Consider the following 19,264-nt stretch of genomic DNA (forward strand, 5'->3'; position numbering starts at 1 on the left):
AGAACCTTGCCGCAAGATTGAACGGCGTCGAGGAATTTGCAGGTTGCACCATCTAAAAAGAAAAGCCATGAAACGTGACACAATCATCATCGAGGACAAGGCAGTCAGCGTAACCGGTAACGACGTGTGGATGACCGCCACCGAAATAGCCGGATTGTTCCATACGACCGTCCCGGCAGTGAACGCCGCCATCAGAGCCGTCCGCAAGTCGGACGTGCTGAACGACTACGAGGTGTGCCGCTACATGCAGCTTGAAAACGGGCTGCACGCGGACGTGTACGCCCTTGAAATCATCATCCCGGTCGCTTTCAGGGTGAATACCTACAACACCCACCTGTTCCGCACATGGCTGGTGGGAAAGGCACTCTCACAAGAGAAACGGCAGACATACGTGATGTTCATACAGAACGGAAAAGCCGGGTATTGCTGATTGCACATACCCCATAAGACAAGTAAACGGGTAGCACCACAAAAGGTGTCACCCGTTTACTTTTTCATGAAACCGCCTCACTCCAGCGGCTTGCGGTAGTTCGCTTCCAGTACCCCGCGCAGCCCCGTTTCCGGGTAAAGCACCTTCCCTCCCAAAAGTATGAAGGGCAACACGCGGTTGTTGCGGTATTCCTGCAAGGTGCGCCGGCTCACACGGAGCAGTTCCGACACCTCGCCGTCCGTCAGGTAACGTTCCCCGTCCAGCGGAGGACGGTAGCTTTCCAGAAATGCGGACAGCCATTTCGAGCCTTTGCGCATATCCTGCACCACAGAGGCTATCGGCTCGTCTTCCATCGTAAAAACATCGTTGTTCTCGTTCATCATAACTTCGGATTCAGTGGGTGAATAAATCAAATCATCTGCCGTGCGGATAGAGCGTGCCGACAAGCGGTATCAGCCGCTTCACCTCCTCTGGCTTGTAATAGAACCTGCGGTTTATCTGCGAGTAGCCGATAAGCCGCCTGTCACGCAGCGTCTGCAACGTGCGCGGGCTTATTCTCAACTGCCCGCAGACCTCCTCGCCCGTGAGCCATCTTTCCATGCGCCCCGTGTCGCTTTTGCGCCTCAGGGCGGCGACCTTCTCCGAGAGTGCGCCGAATGCCGCCACCATCATCTCGAAAGTCTTTTTCTCGATAGATACTATTTCCATATTCATGTCATTTAGAGTTTGCCGCAAAGGTAACGAAACGGCATACAAGACGTATCGTTTTCCGCTGAAAGGCTGCCTGTTGCGCCGTTTGACCGGGTTACGGAGCCATCTTCCGCAAAAATCTTACGTGAGTCACGTAGTGAGTTGTTAAAGCCCCTTTTGTTTATTGCCGAATTTTGTCGCAGAAACAAAAAGAAAGGACTGAACATGAAAGTGATAACAATGGAAAGTTCCGCCTACAAGGAGATGATGGCGCAGATTGCGAACATCGCAGGGTACATCCGCGAGGCAAGGGACGAGAAGAAACGGAAGCGGGAAACCGAAGACAAGCTGCTTGACACGGCACAGGCGGCGAAGATGCTCAACGTGAGCAAGCGCACCATGCAGCGTATGCGCACCGACCACCGTATCGAGTATGTGGTGGTACGCGGAAGCTGCCGCTACCGCCTTTCCGAGATACTGCGGCTATTGGAGGACAACACAGTAAGGAACGAGGAAGGGACAATAGACACCCTGTTCCACAACCACACGCTGCGCACGGGCGGCAAACCAAAAGGAAGGAGGACATAGGTCATGGAACTGCTCACACGAAACAACTTCGAGGGCTGGATGCAGAAGCTGATGGAACGGCTCGACCGTCAGGACGAACTGCTGCTGGCGATGAAGGCTGAGGGGAAACAGCCCACTATCACGGAAAGCATCCGCCTTTTCGACAATCAGGATTTGTGCATGTTGCTCCAGATAAGCAAACGCACCCTCCAACGCTACCGCAGCGTAGGCGCATTGCCCTACAAGACGCTGGGCAAGAAGACCTATTACAGCGAGGAGGACGTGCTGACATTCCTTTCCAACCATATCAAGGACTTCAAAAAGGAAGATATAGCCTTCTACAAGGCTCGTATCCATAATTTCTTTCATAAATAACCCATTAAAACATTTTTCAGATGGCAAAGAAAAAAGACGAAAAGGACGTGCTGGTAGTCCGTGACGAGAAGACAGGCGAGATCAGCGTGGTAGCCGGGCTGAACGCGGACGGCACACCCAAGCGCACCCCCGCAAAAGCGGAGAACGCGCAGAGTTTCCTGCAATTCGACCGACATGGCGACGTGCTGGACAACTTCTTCAAGAACTTCTTCCGGCAGTGCAAGGAACCCAGCCGCTTCGGTTTCTACCGCATTGCGGCAGACCAAGCTGAAAATCTCTTAGAGGTGATGAAGCAACTGCTGAAAGACCCCGAAGCGAACAAGGAGCTGCTCGCCCCTCACAAGGTGGACACCTCCGACTATGAGAAGAAGGTGCAGGAAGAGATGGCAGCACAACAGACAGAGAAACAAGAACCTCAAAAACAGGAGAACATGGAACAACGGAAAGAACAGCAACAGGACAAATCCGAACAGATGCAGGGCAAACGTGGCTACCAGCCCATCGACGAGAGTAAAATCAACTGGCAGGAGCTGGAGGACAGATGGGGCGTAAAGCGGGACAACCTTGAAAAGTCCGGCGACCTTACGAAGATGCTCAACTATGGCAAGTCCGACTTGGTAAAGGTCAAACCGACCTTCGGCGGCGAATCATTCGAGCTGGACGCCCGCCTCTCCTTCAAGAAGGACGGTGAGGGAAACATCAGCCTCGTGCCGCACTTCATCCGCAAGGAGCAGAAGCTGGATGAGTACAAGGAACACAAATTCTCCGACAATGACCGGAAGAACCTCCGCGAAACGGGCAATCTCGGTAGGGTCGTGGACATTGTGGACAGGGAAACGGGCGAGATCATCCCCTCCTACATCAGCATCGACCGCAAGACGAATGAAATCACGGACATTCCGGCAAGCAGGGTGCGCATCCCGGAGCGCATCGGCAAGACGGAAATCACCACGCAGGAGCGGGACATGCTCCGCGCCGGACTGCCCGTACGCGACAAGCTCATCGAGCGCAACGACGGCAGAAAGTTCGTCACCACCCTGCAAGTGAACGTGGAGCAGCGCGGCGTGGAGTTCGTGCCGGGAACCGGCAAGTCGCCCCGTACCGCACAGACACAGGAAACCAAAGGCGACACATCGAAAAGTCAGGCGCAGGGCGGGGAAAATGCCGCACAGACCAAGAAGGAGCAACGCCGCAACACGTGGACGAACGAGGACGGCAGCATCCGCCCCATCAGCAAATGGAGCGGCGTGAGCTTCACCGACCAGCAGAAAGCCGACTATGTGGCGGGTAAAGCCGTGAAGCTGGAGAACGTGACCGACAAGCAGGGCTTCCATGCCACGATGTATATCAAGTTCAACCCGGAGAAGGGACGCCCGTACCGCTACGACACGAACCCTGACAATGCACAGCAGGTTGCTCCGTCCAACGAGAGCCGCACGCAGGTGGCGGTGAACAACGATGGCAAGACCAACGAGGCTACAAAGAATCTGAGAGAGCCGTTGCAGAAAGGTCAGACCAACCCGAAGGACGCCCGCCAGCAACAGCAGCAGGAGAAGCCGCAGAAGAAAACGGGCAAGGGCATGAAAATGTAATCCCGTGTCCGCCACTGAATCCAAAATAAAATCCAAAGTATCAACAAAAAAGAAGAAGACATGAAGACAATCATTGCAGAAAAGCCCTCCGTGGCACGTGAAATCGCCCGCATCGTGGGCGCGACAAAGAGAGAGGAAGGATATTTCGAGGGAGGCGGTTATGCCGTGACATGGGCATTCGGACACCTCGTTCAGCTTGCCATGCCCGACGGCTACGGCGTGCGCGGATTTGTCCGTGACAACCTCCCGATTATTCCCGACACATTCACGCTCGTCCCCCGTCAGGTCAGGACGGAGAAAGGTTACAAGCCCGACAGCGGCGTGGTGTCGCAGATAAAAGTCATCAAAAGACTGTTCGACACAAGCGAACATATCATCGTGGCGACCGATGCCGGACGCGAGGGAGAGCTTATCTTCCGCTACCTCTACCACTATACGGGTTGCACCACTCCTTTCGTGCGCCTGTGGATCAGCTCTCTCACCGACAAAGCTATCCGCGAGGGACTGCGGAAACTCGAAGACGGCAGCAAATACGACAACCTCTACCTCGCCGCCAAAGCGCGGAGCGAATCCGACTGGCTCGTGGGCATCAACGGCACACAGGCGTTATCCATCGCCGCCGGACACGGCACGTATTCCGTGGGGCGGGTGCAGACACCAACGTTGGCTATGGTATGTGAACGCTACTGGGAGAACCGCCGCTTTACGTCCGAAGCATTCTGGCAGCTCCATATCGCAACGGACGGTTGCGACGGCGAAGTCGTGAAATTCTCATCCTCCGAGAAATGGAAAGAGAAAGAACCGGCGATGGAACTATATAATAAGGTAAAGGCGGCAGGTTGCGCCACTGTCACGAAAGCCGAGCGCAAGGAGAAGACGGAGGAAACTCCCTTGCTCTACGACCTGACCACGCTCCAGAAAGAAGCCAACGCCAAGCACGGCTTCACGGCGGAACAGACGCTTGAAATCGCGCAGAAACTCTACGAAAAGAAGTTGATAACCTATCCGAGAACGGGAAGCCGCTACATCCCCGAAGACGTGTTTGCCGAAATTCCCAAACTGCTCGCTTTCATCGGCACACAGCCCGAATGGAAAGACAAGGTGCGGGCAAAAGCCGCCCCGACACGCCGCAGCGTGGACGACGGCAAGGTGACAGACCACCATGCCCTGCTCGTCACGGGTGAGAAACCGCTCTTCCTCTCCAAAGAGGACAATACCATCTATCAGATGATTGCCGGGCGCATGGTCGAGGCATTCTCTGAGAAATGCGTCAAGGATGTGACCACTGTCACGGCGGAATGTGCCGGAGTGGAGTTTACCGTAAAAGGCAGCGTCGTGAAGCAAACCGGATGGCGTGCCGTCTATGGCGAGGAAAAAGAGGAAATTACCATCCCGGCTGGCAGGAAGGCGACACGCTGACACCGAAAGGCTCGTCCATTACCGAAGGAAAGACCAAACCCAAGCCGCTGCATACCGAAGCCACCCTGCTCTCGGCAATGGAAACGGCGGGCAAGGAAATTGAGGACGACGCACTGCGGCAGGCGATGAAGGACTGTGGCATCGGTACTCCCGCCACACGCGCCTCCATCATCGAAACGCTTTTCAAGCGCGGTTACATGGAACGCTGCAAGAAGTCGCTTGTTCCCACCGAAAAAGGACTTGCCCTCAATTCCGTCGTCAAGACGATGCGCATCGCCGATGTTGCCATGACGGGCGAATGGGAAAAGGAGCTGGCGCGTATCGAGCGCGGGGAACTGTCCGACGACACCTTCCGCAAGGAGATAGAGGCGTACACACGTGAGATAACCTCCGAACTGATCTCGTGCGACAAGCTCTTCGGCAGCCGTGACTCCGGCTGCGCGTGTCCCAAGTGTGGCACGGGCAGGATGCGGTTCTACGGCAAGGTGGTACGCTGCGACAACACGGAGTGCGGACTGCCCGTGTTCCGGCTGAAAGCGGGACGCACCCTGTCCGACGATGAAATCAAAGACCTGCTCACCGAAGGGCATACCAAGCTGCTCAAAGGGTTCAAGAGCAAACAGGGCAAGAGTTTCGATGCTGTTGTCGCCTTTGACGGGGAATATAACACGACTTTTGTGTTCCCGGAGGCTAAAAAGGACAAGAAATTTTCAGGACGGAAGAAATAGTATTAACTTTGCCACTTGTTCAGAGTAATGAATTGTTCTTCGATACCGGATTACACTCATACTTTGGATTTAGTGGTGGCACTCGGAGGGATACCGAGTGCCTTTTTCTTCCTTTTTCCAACCGATTATCCCGTTAATTATCAATCCGCTAAATCCAAAGTAATGAACAACAAGAAGAAAAACGAGGGTCAGACCGACTTTTCCTATTACGGTCTGTACCTGCTGGACTATCTCCGCACGAACAAGTTTGAACAGGCTGACGACACCGCTTTCATACGGGAACGGGCCGACCGTGCCGCCGAAACGTATGAGAGGGCACGGCTTGAAGGCTATCCCGCCGATGGTGCGCAGGAACTGGCGATGGACACGCTGCTGCGCGGGCTGCATTATTCCCGTTACGCCATCCTCCGCGAAGTCGTGGAAAACGAGTTTGCCGATGAAGTGCCGGAAGAGAAGCGTGAAGCCTTTGTCCTGAAACTGCTGCCGCTTGTCGGCAACGTGTTCTCCGTCTATGACCTCTCGGATGACAATTTCGCCCTGTCTTCCGATTACGACCTGCTCTACACGGAGCTGACGGGAGCAACCGTCCTTTACTTAGACGAATATGGCGTTTAACCGCAAACAGAAACTGCGGGACAACATCGAGGCGATACGGACGGCATTCATCCTTGACAGGGAAAATAGGACAGCGACAACCGAAGAGCGTGCCATACTTCAAAGGTACTGCGGTTTCGGCGGTCTGAAATGTATCCTCAACCCTGCAAAGGAACTGACGGATGCCGTCCGGTGGGCGAAATCCGACCTCGAACTGTTCGCCCCGACGGTGGAGCTGCACAGGCTTATCCGTGAGAACAGCAAGGACGAAACAGAGTACAAGCGGTTTGTGGATTCGCTGAAAGCGTCCGTGCTGACCGCTTTCTACACCCCCAAAGAGATAACCGACACCATCGCGGACGTGCTGGCAGATTACAGCGTCCGCCCCGCCCGTATGCTCGAACCGTCGGCAGGTGTCGGCGTGTTCGTGGATTCCATGCTGCGGCACAGCCCCAATGCGGATGTGATGGCTTTCGAGAAGGATCTGCTCACGGGTACAATCTTGAGGCATCTCTATCCCGACCAGAAAATGCGCACCTGCGGTTTTGAGAAAATCGAAAGACCGTTCAACAATTATTTCGACTTGGCGGTGTCCAACATTCCGTTCGGTGACATTGCCGTGTTCGACGCGGAGTTTCAGCGGAGCGACTCTTTCGGCAGACGCTCCGCCCAGAAAACCATCCACAACTATTTCTTTCTCAAAGGACTGGATGCCGTGCGTGACGGCGGTATCGTGGCGTTCATCACCTCGCAAGGGGTATTGAATAGCACCAAGACCTCCGTGCGTAACGAGCTGTTCAGTCAGGCCAATCTGGTATCCGCGATACGCCTGCCCAACAACCTGTTCACGGACAACGCGGGCACGGAGGTGGGCAGTGACCTGATTGTCCTGCAAAAGAACCTCAGCAAGAAGGAAATGTCGCAGGACGAGCGGCTGATGACCGTGATACAGACGGACACGAAAACCGCCCTGACCGACAACGCCTATTTCATCCACCACCCGGAACGCATCGTGCATACGATGGCGAAACTTGACACAGACCCTACGGGAAGCCCGCTATGGTTTATCTGCACGAGGGCAAGGCAGCAGGCATCGCCGGGGATTTGCGCCGTATGCTCGACGAGGATTTCCATTACAGGCTTGCCATGCGCTTGTATTCGGGTTCAATCCGGCAGGCAGGAACGGAAGAAAAAGTTGCCGTTCAAAATAAAGTAGAGCGTCCTGCCATAAAATTGGAAACAGTATCCTCGGCGCAGACGGTGGAAACTCCGACAGAAAAGCCGCAACCCGCAGATGAAAAGCCGGAGATAGAACCGCGCCCGCAATATTCCGCAGGCGTGCAGCTCACCCTGCTTGACCTCTGGGGGATGACGGAAGAGGTCAGCCAACCGAAAACCTCCAAAAAGAAAAAGACGGTGAAAAAGGCAGTTACGGCAAAGTCCACTCCGCCCAAACCGAAAGTCACGGTTACACCGACAGCTCCAACTGCAAAACCCGCAATGGAGAATAAGGAGGTGAAAGCGGAGAACACCGCCAAGCCTGCCGACCCGGACGACATCTATGCCACACTGGACTGGGATACCAATCCTCCCATCAACGGTTTCTATGAAATGATGATGGGTTTGACGCCGGAGCGTAGGAAAGAACTTCGGGAACTGGCAAGGCAGCATAACGAGAAACAAGTGGCGGAAAAGACGGAAGTGAAAGCCGTGCCGGAAACTTCCCGTGAGCAGCCACGACAGGAGGAAACACAGCCGGAGGCAGTCGCCGCACCTGCCGTTACAGATACCCCATCGGAAGCGGTGGGGACTTTCCTTTTCCCCGACATCGAAGCGGAAAAGCCGAAGGAGGAAGTCGTGGACCTTTCTCCGCGTGCCTACCACCGCACGCCGGAGATGCACCTGCGCGAAGGGTCGCTGGTGGCTGACCGGGGGCGTCATAACATCGGCTACCTGAAAGACATCACGCCATACGGGGCGACATTCCAGCCGCTCGACCTGAAAGGATACCAGAAGGAAAAGGCGTTGTTGTATGTGTCGCTGCGTGACGCCTACGAGCGTCTGTACCGTTATGAATCGCTCCGGCGCGAGGCAAATGTTCCGTGGCGAGAGCATCTGAATACCTGTTACGATGAGTTTGTCATGCGCTACGGCAACCTCAACGCCAAGCAGAACGTGAAGTTAGTGATGATGGATGCGGGCGGGCGCGACATCCTTTCGCTGGAACGGATGGAAAACGGAAAGTTCGTCAAGGCGGACATCTTCGAGCATCCTGTTTCCTTCGCGGTGGAGAGCCATGCCAACGTAGGCTCTCCCGAAGAAGCCCTGTCTGCGTCGCTCAACAAATATGGTACGGTCAATCTCGACTATATGCGGGAGATAACCGACAGCACGGCGGAGGATTTGCTCACTGCCCTGCAAGGGCGCATCTACTACAATCCGCTCGTGACCGGTTACGAAATCAAAGACCGTTTCATCGCCGGAAATGTCATAGAGAAAGCGGAACGCATAGAGGCATGGATGGGTGACAATCCCGAAAATGAGCGTATGCCGGAGGTGAAGCAGGCGTTGGAGGCTCTGAAAGATGCCGAGCCGCAGCGCATCGCCTTCGAGGATCTGGACTTCAATTTCGGGGAACGCTGGATTCCGACGGGTGTCTATGCCGCCTACATGAGCCGGCTGTTCGACACGGAGGTGAAAATCGCCTATTCCGCAAGCATGGACGAGTTTTCGGTGGTGTGCGGCTACCGCACCATGAAAATCACGGACGAGTTTCTGGTGAAGGGGTATTACCGGAACTATGACGGTATGCACCTCCTAAAACACGCCCTGCACAACACCTGCCCTGACATGATGAAGTCCATCGGCAAGGACGAGCATGGCAACGACATCAAGATGCGCGACAGCGAGGGAATACAACTCGCCAACGCCAAGATTGACGAGATACGAAACGGCTTCTCCGAATGGCTCGAAGAGCAGTCGCCGCAGTTCAAGGAGCGGCTTGTGACGATGTATAACCGCAAGTTCAACTGTTTCGTGCGCCCGCGCTACGACGGCTCCCATCAGACCTTTCCCGACCTCAACCTGAAAGGCTGGCAAGCCGGGGTATCAAGAGCGTCTATCCCTCACAGATGGATTGCGTCTGGATGTTGAAACAGAACGGCGGCGGAATTTGCGACCACGAGGTGGGAACCGGTAAGACGCTGATAATGTGCATCGCCGCGCATGAGATGAAGCGTCTGAATTTGGCACACAAGCCGATGATTATCGGGCTGAAAGCCAACGTTGCGGAGATTGCAGCCACCTATCAGGCGGCATATCCCAACGCACGTATTCTGTACGCTTCGGAGAAGGACTTTTCGACCGCCAACCGTGTGCGCTTCTTCAATAATATAAAGAACAACGACTACGATTGCGTCATCATGTCGCACGACCAGTTCGGCAAGATACCGCAGTCGCCGGAATTGCAGCAGCGCATCCTGCAAGCAGAGCTTGACACGGTGGAGGAAAACCTCGAAGTGCTACGGCAGCAGGGAAAGAACGTGTCGCGGGCGATGCTGAAAGGATTGGAGAAGCGCAAGCACAACCTTGAAGCGAAGCTGGAGAAGGTGGAACACGCCATAAAGTCACGCACGGACGACGTGGTGGATTTCAAGCAGATGGGCATCGACCACATCTTCATAGATGAGAGCCATTATCAGAACTTTTAGGAATTTCCGATAAAATTATTCAATTGTTTAGCAATCATTTGTTTTGAGTCTTAATCAGTTCTGATTATATTCCGTCTATAATTGTAGAATAACATTCAAACAAGATGCGATTATGGACATATTTAATCTGAATGAAAAAGTCAAAGGGCTTGTTTCTTATTTACAAGACACAGGTTATTCAGCCATGTACATAGACTATGTGAAGAAAATGGCTGAATGGTTATCGGGCAATTCCGAACATTACAAATGGAAGAGTCTCACCGATGTTGAACCGACACTAAAAGAATTGTGGTCCAACAAGTATACTTGCAGAAACAAGGTACGCCTGTTACGTGTAATCTGCCAATATATCGAGAATGGATTATTACCCGACGGATGCAAACACTACATCAAACCTCACCATTACGAATTGCTTGGCGAAGAATACAGGAATGTAACGGACATGGCTTTCAACGTGGTAGGCAAACGTTGCAAATCATCAACAAACGTAAAGTATGCGCTATCCTCATTTTTCTTCCATCTGCAAGAAATGGGTGTATGCTCACTTGAGGCAATAACCGAGAATGCAGTATTGGAAGTGTTCTCGCAAGATGGGAAATCCGGGAAAAGCCATTCACTCAGATATTCGGTGGAATATGGACTGAAGGCCTGTTTGCCTCATTATGGTCAATCCGTTGAACGGATAATCGCATATTTGCCATCCATACCAAACAAGCGGAAGAACATCCAGTACCTCACAGGACAAGAATTGGCTGCAATCAAGTACACGCTGGAAAACGACCTCACAATATCCCTGCAAGACAAAGCCATCATAACCTTAGCCATGTATACAGGACTACGAGGGAGCGACATTTCAACACTCACACTCAACTGTTTCGATTGGGAACACGATCTGATAAAAATCACGCAGACAAAAACTGGACAGCCACTTACATTGCCGCTTCGTGCCGTTGTCGGAAACGCTATCTATGATTACTTGCTCAATGAACGTCCCCAATGCCGGGAACCATATGTATTTCTCACTGTGCGTGTGCCACACAGAAGACTCCACACAAGTAACCTTGATGCTATATGTTCAAAAGTCATGTACAAGGCAGGAATAAGACAAGGTGCAAATGAGAGAAAGAGCATACATCTGTTCCGTCACTATGTAGCGACATCTCTGTTGCAGTCAGGTGTGCAGCAACCAGTTATAAGCGCAGCCCTCGGCCATGCGTCACCTAATTCTCTCGACTGCTACCTTAGCGCGGAGTTCAAAAGGCTGAAGGAGTGTTCATTGAGCATAGAGTGTTTTCCCATAGGAAAGGGGGTGTTTGGCGGATGAAAACGATTTCGTTTCTCTCCAAAGTAATAGAAGGATACGTGAAATATCGTAAAGCTTCCGGGCGTGATAGCCATAGCTATGTCAAGAACGTAATACTTTTCGACCATTTTTGTGCAAGGGAATATCCAGAACAGACCGAACTTACCCAAGAAATCGTAGACAGATGGTGCAAGCAACGTTCATCTGAATGCACCAACTCTTGCGTGTCACGTGTTTATCCTGTTTTGGACTTTATCAAATACATGAACAAACGTGGAATGACGAAGATTAACTTGCCACAAGTACCAAGGTCTGTACCAAGGACTTATACGCCACATTCTTTCACACACGGGGAATTGAAACGCTTCTTCGATGTTTGCGATAACATTAAGCCAAGGCATGGCAGGCTTGCCGCTATCCAACGCATGACACTACCGGTGTTCTTCCGCTTACTGTACAGTTCCGGAATGAGAACGACTGAAGCCATTCTGCTGGAATGTAACGATGTAAACTTGGAAAATGGTGTGGTTTCAATTAAACGTGGTAAGGGGTATGACCAACATTATGTCGTTCTCCATGATACAATGTTGGCTCTGATGTGCACTTATGATAAAAAAATATCCAAGTTAGTCCCACACCGTAGGATGTTCTTTCCGACACTGGATGACAAGCCCCACACTCCAGCTTGGGTGACGTATCATTTCCGGGTGTTGTGGCAAAGTTGTAATTCATCCTATGCTATCCCATATGAGCTAAGGCACAACTATGCCATAGAGAACATAAACAGCTGGACACACCAAGGATTTGCCATCCATGACAAATTGTTGGTTCTAAGCAAGAGCATGGGACACCGGCAAATAGAGAGCACGCTGGCTTATTATTCCTTGACCCCAGCGATTTCTGATATAATGGAATATACAGAGAATCAATTATTAAAATTAAAGACAGATGAAAAAGAAGATTAATCCGCAAGCAATGCAGATAGCTGATTATCTGCATGACTGGCTCGAACACTATGTGCCTTCAATCAAGGCATGCAGTCCTCACACAAAGAGAAATTATAAGGTCTCCGTGAAACTCTATGCAGAATTCCTCAGAGTCGTAAAAGGCACTACACCAGAAACATTAAGCGTAGAATGTTTCTGTATGGAATATATAATAGAGTGGATTACTTGGTTAAAGGAAGATAGGGGGTGTAGTCCTGCAACATGTAATGTGAGACTGTCAGCCTTGCGCGTTTTTCTGAAATATTTGTCGTTTAGAGATATATCCTACATGTCTGCTTTCTTACAAGCGGAAAATGTTCCAAATGAGAAAAACTCTAAAAGAAAGGTCACTGGGCTCAGTAAACAGGCTGTTGATGTATTGTTGTCCATACCTAATCAAGGGAGTACTATAGGCTTTCGTGATTACACTCTGATGCTTCTCCTGTATTCAACCGCTGTGCGCATCAACGAGCTTTTGACTCTGAAAATTGGCAATATTGTTATGGATTGTGTAAAACCTCACATAATAGTCATTGGCAAAGGAAGAAAGAAACGTCCGATTCCTCTTTTGGCCAAACCAGCACAATACTTGAAAAGGTATCTTATCAAATACCATCCGAAGCAGAATGATGCGAATGCATTACTTTTCTGTTCAAAGAGCAAAGGCATATATGTCCCGATGTCCGCTGAAAACGTGAACAAGATGCTGAAAAAATATGCCACAATGGCTCATGAAAGATGCCAAGATGTTCCTATGGATTTACATGCTCATCAATTTAGGCATGCCAAAGCTTCACACTGGCTTGAAAATGGGATGAACATAGCCCAAATCTCATATTTACTTGGGCATGAAAGTATTCAAACCACAATGGTATATCTTGACATAACCACAAAACAAGAAGAAAAAGCTTTGGAAACCCTTGAAGGCGAAAATCAAAAGAAAATGAGAAAAAAGTGGAAGACAGAGGAAGGGAAAGCAAATCTTGAAATGCTTTTAGGACTTACAAAAATAAATTAAGTAGGAAAAGCTTTACTTTTTCGTTTTCCTCTTACTCATTAAGATATACAAATACTATTTGGTATATTATATAAACTTCCAGCAAAGTATTGTACCTGCTGGAAGTTATGTTAGAGTTCCCAATTAAGGACAGAGTCTAAAGGATGCTGAGATTGGTATGCGGAAAATAATTTCCTCTCATTTATAAGCGTTGATTCCTCTCGTTTTAATACATTCGAAATAAAGTTATTCAGAGATTTTGTACCTCTTAGAATTGGAACGATTTGAAGATACTCGGGTAGGACTGATTGTGATATTTCTTTTAATGTTAACCCTACAACAGTTGTTCTATCATATCCATACCCAACTTCCCAAGGGATCCATTTTGAATCCAATGCATTTTGGGATAAAAGACATAACATGTGAGTGCTATTTCTAATACCTGTCTTAATTGCACTTACAACCGAGTAAGGTTTCGTTCTGTCTATTTTTGTATCATATTCATCAAAATAGACATCAATACCAGAAGTAATAAAATAGTCTGCTATTTTTTTAGCAGTGTCCGAATCTCTTTTTTGGTGGCTTATGAATATACATAAACCACTTCTTTGTGCAATGGAATTTTCGGTTAAATAAAATCTATTTAATGCCATAATCAATTATTCTGCTTATCCATTTTTTTTACGCATTGGCCTTGATAAATCATAAGTACAAATGGTACGACCATTATATGCATTATCAATCATCTGTCTCAAAATATCCGGGGTTAGTTTATCCCAATTGATTACAGATATAAATGCATTGGGTTCGAGCAAATTATCAATGATACGCTCTGGTAGGTATGGGTAACGCCTATGATACTCTTCTCGACTATCAACAGACACCCATTGTGTTGTCTCTGGATAGAATGTTTTCTCACCACTATAAGCGCATGTATAATATTCACTTTTAACAGATGGTAGCAATATCACAATAATGCCAGACTTTTTATTCACCGTACCATCATACATACTTGAATACAACTCCCAATCAATATGTTTGCGTTTTTTTGTTTCAGTTCCTACAAGCAAAACTGTTACGGTTGTATCCTTCAAATGTTCGTCGCGTATATATTCGCGTATCTTTTGGTCATCCCAATCTTCTGGAATCTCTCCCATGTCAACAGAGCCATCAATGAATACTTTATTTTTTTCAGCCCAACTAACCAAACCTTCTTTATATTTTTGGTCATTGGCATGATGAAAACTTACAAATACTTTATGCATAATTTATATTAATAGTTAGATACTTTATTAATTCCCTTGAGAATCAATGATATTATCTCGGGAATATTAATAGAATTGAATAAAATTTCATTTTCATCTTTATCAAGTCCATTTCTAAGAATTTGATAATCATTATTTTCGAATTTCTTCAGTTCATCATAATTTATCGTTGGCAGACAATTCATTTGGCAATATTCAATTAAACTTTTATAATCCTCATTGTTTTTTGCTTCTTCAAATAGTTTTTCTGCTGTAGTTTCACCTTTCATTAGTTTCACTATTTGTGCAGAAGCTCCACCAAATCCTCCTAATAAATAAATTGGATGTTCTTTCTGTATTGCACAAATAGCCTCTTCAAATATACCGGCCATACGACCCTTGAAATTGACAACTCTGCCACCCAAAATGATACGTGCATTAACATTTTCTTCCATCTCCTTACGCATAATAGATAAAGAATTTGCCCAAAGAAACATTTTGTCTGGTGTAGTCGGCTCTAAAAACTTCCCCTTATCCTCCTCACTCACACCTTTGGGAATTTCTGTTTTTACTATTTCCACACGGTCGTATTTAAATTCAGCAATGTCAGATTTTAAGAGTCTATTAAATATAGGCCAAGCAAAATAATTTGTGAAATAGATTGTATCTGGAGCAGACTTTTCTTTTATACCATACTGACATGAAAGATCGCATAAGAGTTTTGTGAAACCACCAATTCTAAGATCACCTCCATACACCAGTTTAGCTCCAGCAACAAGCAGATGACGAGCTATTTCAACAGATAAATCATCAAACATGGCTTTGCCGATTCCTTTAGTTAAAGCCTCTGGAGTTTCTGAAATAGAAATGGCTATTTTCTTATCTTGCATCTTATCCATATTTGAATACAACTGACTTGGAGTAACAAAACTTGTAATCTTACCATTTTTATTCAAAACCTCTAACTCTTCACTGCCTAACGGTGGTTCAGGATATAGTATTGATTTAATACTATCTTCAACATTGATTAAATTCATTAATTCCGGAGGAACAGGAAGAATAGAAGTATTTTGCAAATCGCACTTCACTACCAATTGTTCAAGATATTCTTTCTCATAATATTGGTCTAACGCAGTACGTAGAAGCAAGATAATTACGTCATTCCATTTACCATTAAATCTAATCTTTGGCATATTGCCCAAATACGGGAATGTTCGAGAGGAAACTCCATTCAATACATTTACTAATATTGAAGGCACATTATTTTTCTTACCAGAGATAGCTTCAATTCGACACCATTCTCTTTCTGAATATGTATCAGATTCTATGATAACTAATAAGGATGAAGCTATACCTGAATGAATTTGTTGGGCAAATTGATGACCATCCAAAATATCATTAACATCGAAGAAAGAATCGAGTTTAGTATCTGAGCGCAAATAATCTCTTAAAGAAATTGCCATAGATTCACCTAAATGATCTTTATCCTTTTTGGAATGGCTAATGAATAATTTTAGCTTTTGCCCAACTTTATAAGACTTTAAATAGCGCAAAATATTATCATAAAGTCTTATTTGGAATTCATGCCAATCAGTTTCAATATTCTCATTTTTCAAACAAATAAACTGCTCTTCTTGAAGAAGTGGGTTTATATCGAAAGCATACTTGGATAGTTTGACGGCAAATATTTTTAGTGCCCCATTGGCTTGTTTCACTAATAATTCTTTTATATACTCACCCCATATAGTATTACAATACATATTGTCATCAACCAGTAATATTGCAATAGTTTTATTACTGAAGTTTGTATCTATCGGGGTAATTTGATTGGATATATCTGTTCGAAAAAACACTGGTATATCAAGACCATCTTCGAAAGGCCTACTTGAATTACGACACAGAAGATGATAAATTTTCTCATATGTTTCGCCACCTTTAGTATTATCCTTGTCATACAAGACATATACAGAAAGAGGTGTTTTAAAATTAGAACTCATAAAACAAAAAATAGAAGTGATTTATACTTAAATTAGAGTTTTAAATATATATTAAAATGTTAAGATACAACATGTCAGTGGAATTATTCATTCAATATTATGGGTGGTTAAACTCATGAATTATGAAAATTCCATGCGTATCAAATACAAAAATACAATAAAAAAGAAAATTATCTCATATTTCCGATGCAAAATATGGTTATGTTATGTAAAGTTGCTTCATTAGTAGTAAATATCATTTTTCATACAAACTCAAAACTATATGTCAAAGTAACATCTTCTATAAAAAACACTAGACAATAAAAAACTGATATTCAGCTTAATATATAATTGTCACAAATAGATTAAAGGTGTAAAGTAGGCGGATGAAAACTGTCAGATTGTCTGCTTAACAAGTATTATGCGGAATTTGATATGTTCGGTGTTGATTGGAATGGGAGTTGCACAACTGCACTGGAGAATTAGTACAGAGATCAACAGCCTAGAATGCGGGAAACAGAAAACAAACTATGTACTTTATTTGACAAATACGAGAAACTTCCACTGATCAGTTTCCTTATAGAAACAGGAGACCAAATGCAATCAAAAGAATCATTAAGTTATCCAAATTTACGAAAAGGACTATTGAGCACATACATATCTACATTACAGCCTTATCTCCAAATTGATACAGAATATATTCTATACCCTACATATTACAGCCGTAAAAATAATCAGAACTTATTATATAGGAAAGATACTGAATTTCAATATATTTATAATATCAAACGAAAAAATAAGAAAGTTCTGATAATGGCTCAAATCCAAAATTTCGGATTTGTCACACCAGTTCAAGAATCTGACTTTCAACACGCGCCACGACCGTGTGGCGGGATTGGGAAACAGCGAGGGAAGCCAGAAGGCACTTAACATGCTCTTTGCCATACGCACCATACAGGAGCGCACAGGAAAAGACTTGGGTGCGACCTTCCTCTCCGGCACGACTATCAGCAACTCACTGACTGAATTGTACCTGCTGTTCAAGTACCTGCGCCCGAAGGAGCTGGAACGGCAGGACATAAGGTGTTTCGACGCTTGGGCGGCGATATTTGCCAAGAAGACGACGGATTTTGAATTTAACGTGACGAACAATGTGGTCCAGAAGGAGCGTTTCCGCTACTTCATCAAAGTGCCGGAGCTTGCCGCCTTCTATAATGAAATCACGGACTACCGCACGGCGGAGGATGTGGGCGTTGACCGTCCTGCCAAGAACGAGATACTGCACCATATACCGCCCACGCCGGAACAGGAGGACTTCATACAGAAACTGATGCAGTTCGCCAAGACGGGCGATGCCACCTTGTTGGGCAGGCTGCCGCTTTCGGAAACGGAAGAAAAGGCGAAGATGCTCATCGCCACGGACTATGCCCGGAAAATGGCACTCGACATGCGCATGATAGACCCGAATTACGAAGATCATCCCGACAACAAAGCGAGTCACTGTGCCAAGATGATCGCGGAGTATTATCAAAAATACGACGCCCAGAAAGGCACGCAGTTCGTTTTCTCTGATTTGGGGACATACCAGCCGGGCGACGGGTGGAACGTCTATTCGGAAATCAAGCGCAAACTGACGGAGGACTACGGTATACCGCCAAGCGAGGTGCGCTTCATTCAGGAGTGCAAGACCGACAAGGCGCGGAAGGCGGTGATAGACGCCATGAACGCCGGGACGGTGCGTGTGCTGTTCGGCTCTACCTCTATGCTCGGAACGGGTGTGAACGCCCAGAAACGGTGTGTGGCTATCCATCATCTCGATACGCCGTGGCGACCGTCCGACTTGCAACAGCGTGACGGACGCGGAGTTAGGGCAGGTAATGAGATTGCCAAACATTTCGCCGGGAACAACGTGGATGTAATCATCTACGCGGTGGAGAAGTCACTGGACAGCTACAAGTTCAACCTCCTGCACTGCAAGCAGACTTTCATAAGCCAGCTCAAAAGCGGTGCGATGGGTGCGCGTACCATCGACGAGGGGGCAATGGACGAAAAATCGGGCATGAATTTCTCGGAATACATGGCGTTGCTCTCCGGCAATACCGACCTGTTGGACAAGGCGAAACTGGAAAAGCGGATCGCATCGCTCGAAGGGGAACGCAAGTCGTTCAACAAGGGCAAGCGTGATTCGGAGTTCAAGCTGGAGTCAAAGACCGGCGAGTTGCGCAACAACACGGCTTTCATAGATGCCATGACGGAGGACTGGAACCGCTTCCTGTCGGTGGTGCAGACCGACAAGGAGGGCAACCGCCTTAATATAATAAAGGTGGACGGAGTGGATTCCGCCGATGAGAAGGTCATCGGAAAGCGTTTGCAGGAGATAGCCAAGAATGCCACGACCGGAGGGTTGTACACGCAGGTCGGTGAACTTTACGGTTTTCCGATAAAGGTGGTGAGCGAAAGGATACTCAAAGAGGGATTGGAGTTCACCGACAACCGCTTCGTGGTCGAGGGGAACTACAAGTACACCTACAACAACGGGCATCTGGCGATGGCTGACCCGTTGGCCGCCGCCCGCAACTTCCTCAACGCGATGGAGAGGATACCCTCCATCATCGACCAGTACAAGGCGAAGAACGAGGTGCTGGAGATGGAG

Annotated in this window: 13 protein-coding genes and 3 pseudogenes; 11 read left to right on the plus strand and 5 right to left on the minus strand. The window is 47.7% G+C overall.

All coding sequences use genetic code 11. The annotated features are described in order from the left end of the window. Positions 1-67: 67 nt before the first annotated feature. Positions 68-430, plus strand: coding sequence for a hypothetical protein (locus DXA15_RS21635; protein ID WP_004291423.1), 363 nt, complete (start codon positions 68-70; stop codon positions 428-430). Positions 431-507: 77 nt separating this feature from the next. Here the strand turns inward: DXA15_RS21635 and DXA15_RS21640 are convergent, their stop codons facing one another. Both DXA15_RS21640 and DXA15_RS21645 read right to left on the minus strand, forming a co-directional pair. After that, positions 508-813 (minus strand): helix-turn-helix domain-containing protein, encoded by a 306-nt coding sequence (locus tag DXA15_RS21640; protein ID WP_004291424.1) that lies wholly within the window; start codon positions 811-813, stop codon positions 508-510. Between the two features lie 31 nt (positions 814-844). Further along, positions 845-1,144, minus strand: a complete 300-nt coding sequence (locus DXA15_RS21645) for a helix-turn-helix domain-containing protein (protein WP_004291426.1) — start codon at positions 1,142-1,144, stop codon at positions 845-847. 201 nt (positions 1,145-1,345) lie between these two features. Here DXA15_RS21645 and DXA15_RS21655 point away from each other — a divergent pair, with 201 nt between their 5' ends. The 9 genes and pseudogenes from DXA15_RS21655 (at position 1,346) to DXA15_RS21695 (ending at position 13,412) form a co-directional block, all read left to right on the plus strand. Further along, the gene (locus tag DXA15_RS21655; protein ID WP_004304264.1) at positions 1,346-1,708 is read left to right on the plus strand and encodes a helix-turn-helix domain-containing protein; all 363 of its coding nucleotides are present in this window, start codon (positions 1,346-1,348) and stop codon (positions 1,706-1,708) included. A 3-nt stretch (positions 1,709-1,711) separates the two neighbouring features. Next, a complete protein-coding gene (locus DXA15_RS21660; RefSeq protein ID WP_004291454.1) occupies positions 1,712-2,062 on the plus strand; it encodes a helix-turn-helix domain-containing protein in 351 nt (116 codons plus the stop codon). Between the two features lie 20 nt (positions 2,063-2,082). Further along, on the plus strand, positions 2,083-3,654 hold the full coding sequence (locus DXA15_RS21665; RefSeq protein WP_004291455.1) for a DUF3945 domain-containing protein: 1,572 nt from the start codon (positions 2,083-2,085) through the stop codon (positions 3,652-3,654). 60 nt (positions 3,655-3,714) lie between these two features. Further along, positions 3,715-5,801 (plus strand): annotated as a pseudogene (locus DXA15_RS21670) (DNA topoisomerase). Between the two features lie 27 nt (positions 5,802-5,828). Continuing rightward, the gene (locus DXA15_RS21675) at positions 5,829-6,416 is read left to right on the plus strand and encodes a DUF1896 domain-containing protein (protein WP_004291461.1); all 588 of its coding nucleotides are present in this window, start codon (positions 5,829-5,831) and stop codon (positions 6,414-6,416) included. Then, positions 6,406-10,090 (plus strand): annotated as a pseudogene (locus tag DXA15_RS21680) (N-6 DNA methylase); the annotation flags it as partial. The gene DXA15_RS21675 and the pseudogene DXA15_RS21680, both read left to right, overlap by 11 nt. 127 nt (positions 10,091-10,217) lie before the next feature. Then, positions 10,218-11,429 carry a tyrosine-type recombinase/integrase gene (locus DXA15_RS21685; protein ID WP_128135407.1) on the plus strand — a complete coding sequence of 404 codons (1,212 nt, stop codon included), beginning with the start codon at positions 10,218-10,220 and terminating at the stop codon, positions 11,427-11,429. Next, positions 11,426-12,373 (plus strand): tyrosine-type recombinase/integrase, encoded by a 948-nt coding sequence (locus DXA15_RS21690; protein WP_128135408.1) that lies wholly within the window; start codon positions 11,426-11,428, stop codon positions 12,371-12,373. Before DXA15_RS21685 ends, DXA15_RS21690 begins: the two co-directional genes overlap by 4 nt. Beyond that, positions 12,357-13,412 (plus strand): tyrosine-type recombinase/integrase, encoded by a 1,056-nt coding sequence (locus DXA15_RS21695; RefSeq protein ID WP_128135409.1) that lies wholly within the window; start codon positions 12,357-12,359, stop codon positions 13,410-13,412. Before DXA15_RS21690 ends, DXA15_RS21695 begins: the two co-directional genes overlap by 17 nt. Before the next feature lie 110 nt (positions 13,413-13,522). Here DXA15_RS21695 and DXA15_RS21700 read toward each other — a convergent pair whose 3' ends face one another. From DXA15_RS21700 to DXA15_RS21710, 3 genes are read right to left on the minus strand one after another with little or no spacing between them, the layout of a single operon-like run. Beyond that, positions 13,523-14,044: a toll/interleukin-1 receptor domain-containing protein gene (locus tag DXA15_RS21700; RefSeq protein WP_128129203.1), complete on the minus strand. Its 522-nt coding sequence runs from the start codon at positions 14,042-14,044 to the stop codon at positions 13,523-13,525. Between the two features lie 15 nt (positions 14,045-14,059). Then, positions 14,060-14,656, minus strand: a complete 597-nt coding sequence (locus DXA15_RS21705) for a TIR domain-containing protein (protein ID WP_128129202.1) — start codon at positions 14,654-14,656, stop codon at positions 14,060-14,062. Positions 14,657-14,664: 8 nt separating this feature from the next. Continuing rightward, positions 14,665-16,632, minus strand: coding sequence for a TIR domain-containing protein (locus DXA15_RS21710; RefSeq protein WP_128129201.1), 1,968 nt, complete (start codon positions 16,630-16,632; stop codon positions 14,665-14,667). Between the two features lie 820 nt (positions 16,633-17,452). Between DXA15_RS21710 and DXA15_RS21715 the strand changes: the two are divergent. Further along, positions 17,453-19,264, plus strand: a pseudogene (locus tag DXA15_RS21715) (helicase-related protein); the annotation flags it as partial.

Source organism: Parabacteroides sp. AM58-2XD (assembly GCF_003463685.1).
Lineage (GTDB): Bacteria > Bacteroidota > Bacteroidia > Bacteroidales > Tannerellaceae > Parabacteroides > Parabacteroides segnis.

Bases quoted from the DNA above. Each gene is read 5' to 3' on its own strand.
- DXA15_RS21675 (WP_004291461.1), top strand. From the start codon at position 5,829: ATGAATTGTTCTTCGATACCGGATTACACTCATACTTTGGATTTAGTG.
- DXA15_RS21665 (WP_004291455.1), top strand. From the start codon at position 2,083: ATGGCAAAGAAAAAAGACGAAAAGGACGTGCTGGTAGTCCGTGACGAG.
- DXA15_RS21655 (WP_004304264.1), top strand. From the start codon at position 1,346: ATGAAAGTGATAACAATGGAAAGTTCCGCCTACAAGGAGATGATGGCG.
- DXA15_RS21690 (WP_128135408.1), top strand. From the start codon at position 11,426: ATGAAAACGATTTCGTTTCTCTCCAAAGTAATAGAAGGATACGTGAAA.
- DXA15_RS21660 (WP_004291454.1), top strand. From the start codon at position 1,712: ATGGAACTGCTCACACGAAACAACTTCGAGGGCTGGATGCAGAAGCTG.
- DXA15_RS21685 (WP_128135407.1), top strand. From the start codon at position 10,218: ATGGACATATTTAATCTGAATGAAAAAGTCAAAGGGCTTGTTTCTTAT.
- DXA15_RS21705 (WP_128129202.1), bottom strand. From the start codon at position 14,656: ATGCATAAAGTATTTGTAAGTTTTCATCATGCCAATGACCAAAAATAT.
- DXA15_RS21700 (WP_128129203.1), bottom strand. From the start codon at position 14,044: ATGGCATTAAATAGATTTTATTTAACCGAAAATTCCATTGCACAAAGA.
- DXA15_RS21640 (WP_004291424.1), bottom strand. From the start codon at position 813: ATGATGAACGAGAACAACGATGTTTTTACGATGGAAGACGAGCCGATA.
- DXA15_RS21695 (WP_128135409.1), top strand. From the start codon at position 12,357: ATGAAAAAGAAGATTAATCCGCAAGCAATGCAGATAGCTGATTATCTG.
- DXA15_RS21710 (WP_128129201.1), bottom strand. From the start codon at position 16,632: ATGAGTTCTAATTTTAAAACACCTCTTTCTGTATATGTCTTGTATGAC.
- DXA15_RS21645 (WP_004291426.1), bottom strand. From the start codon at position 1,144: ATGAATATGGAAATAGTATCTATCGAGAAAAAGACTTTCGAGATGATG.
- DXA15_RS21635 (WP_004291423.1), top strand. From the start codon at position 68: ATGAAACGTGACACAATCATCATCGAGGACAAGGCAGTCAGCGTAACC.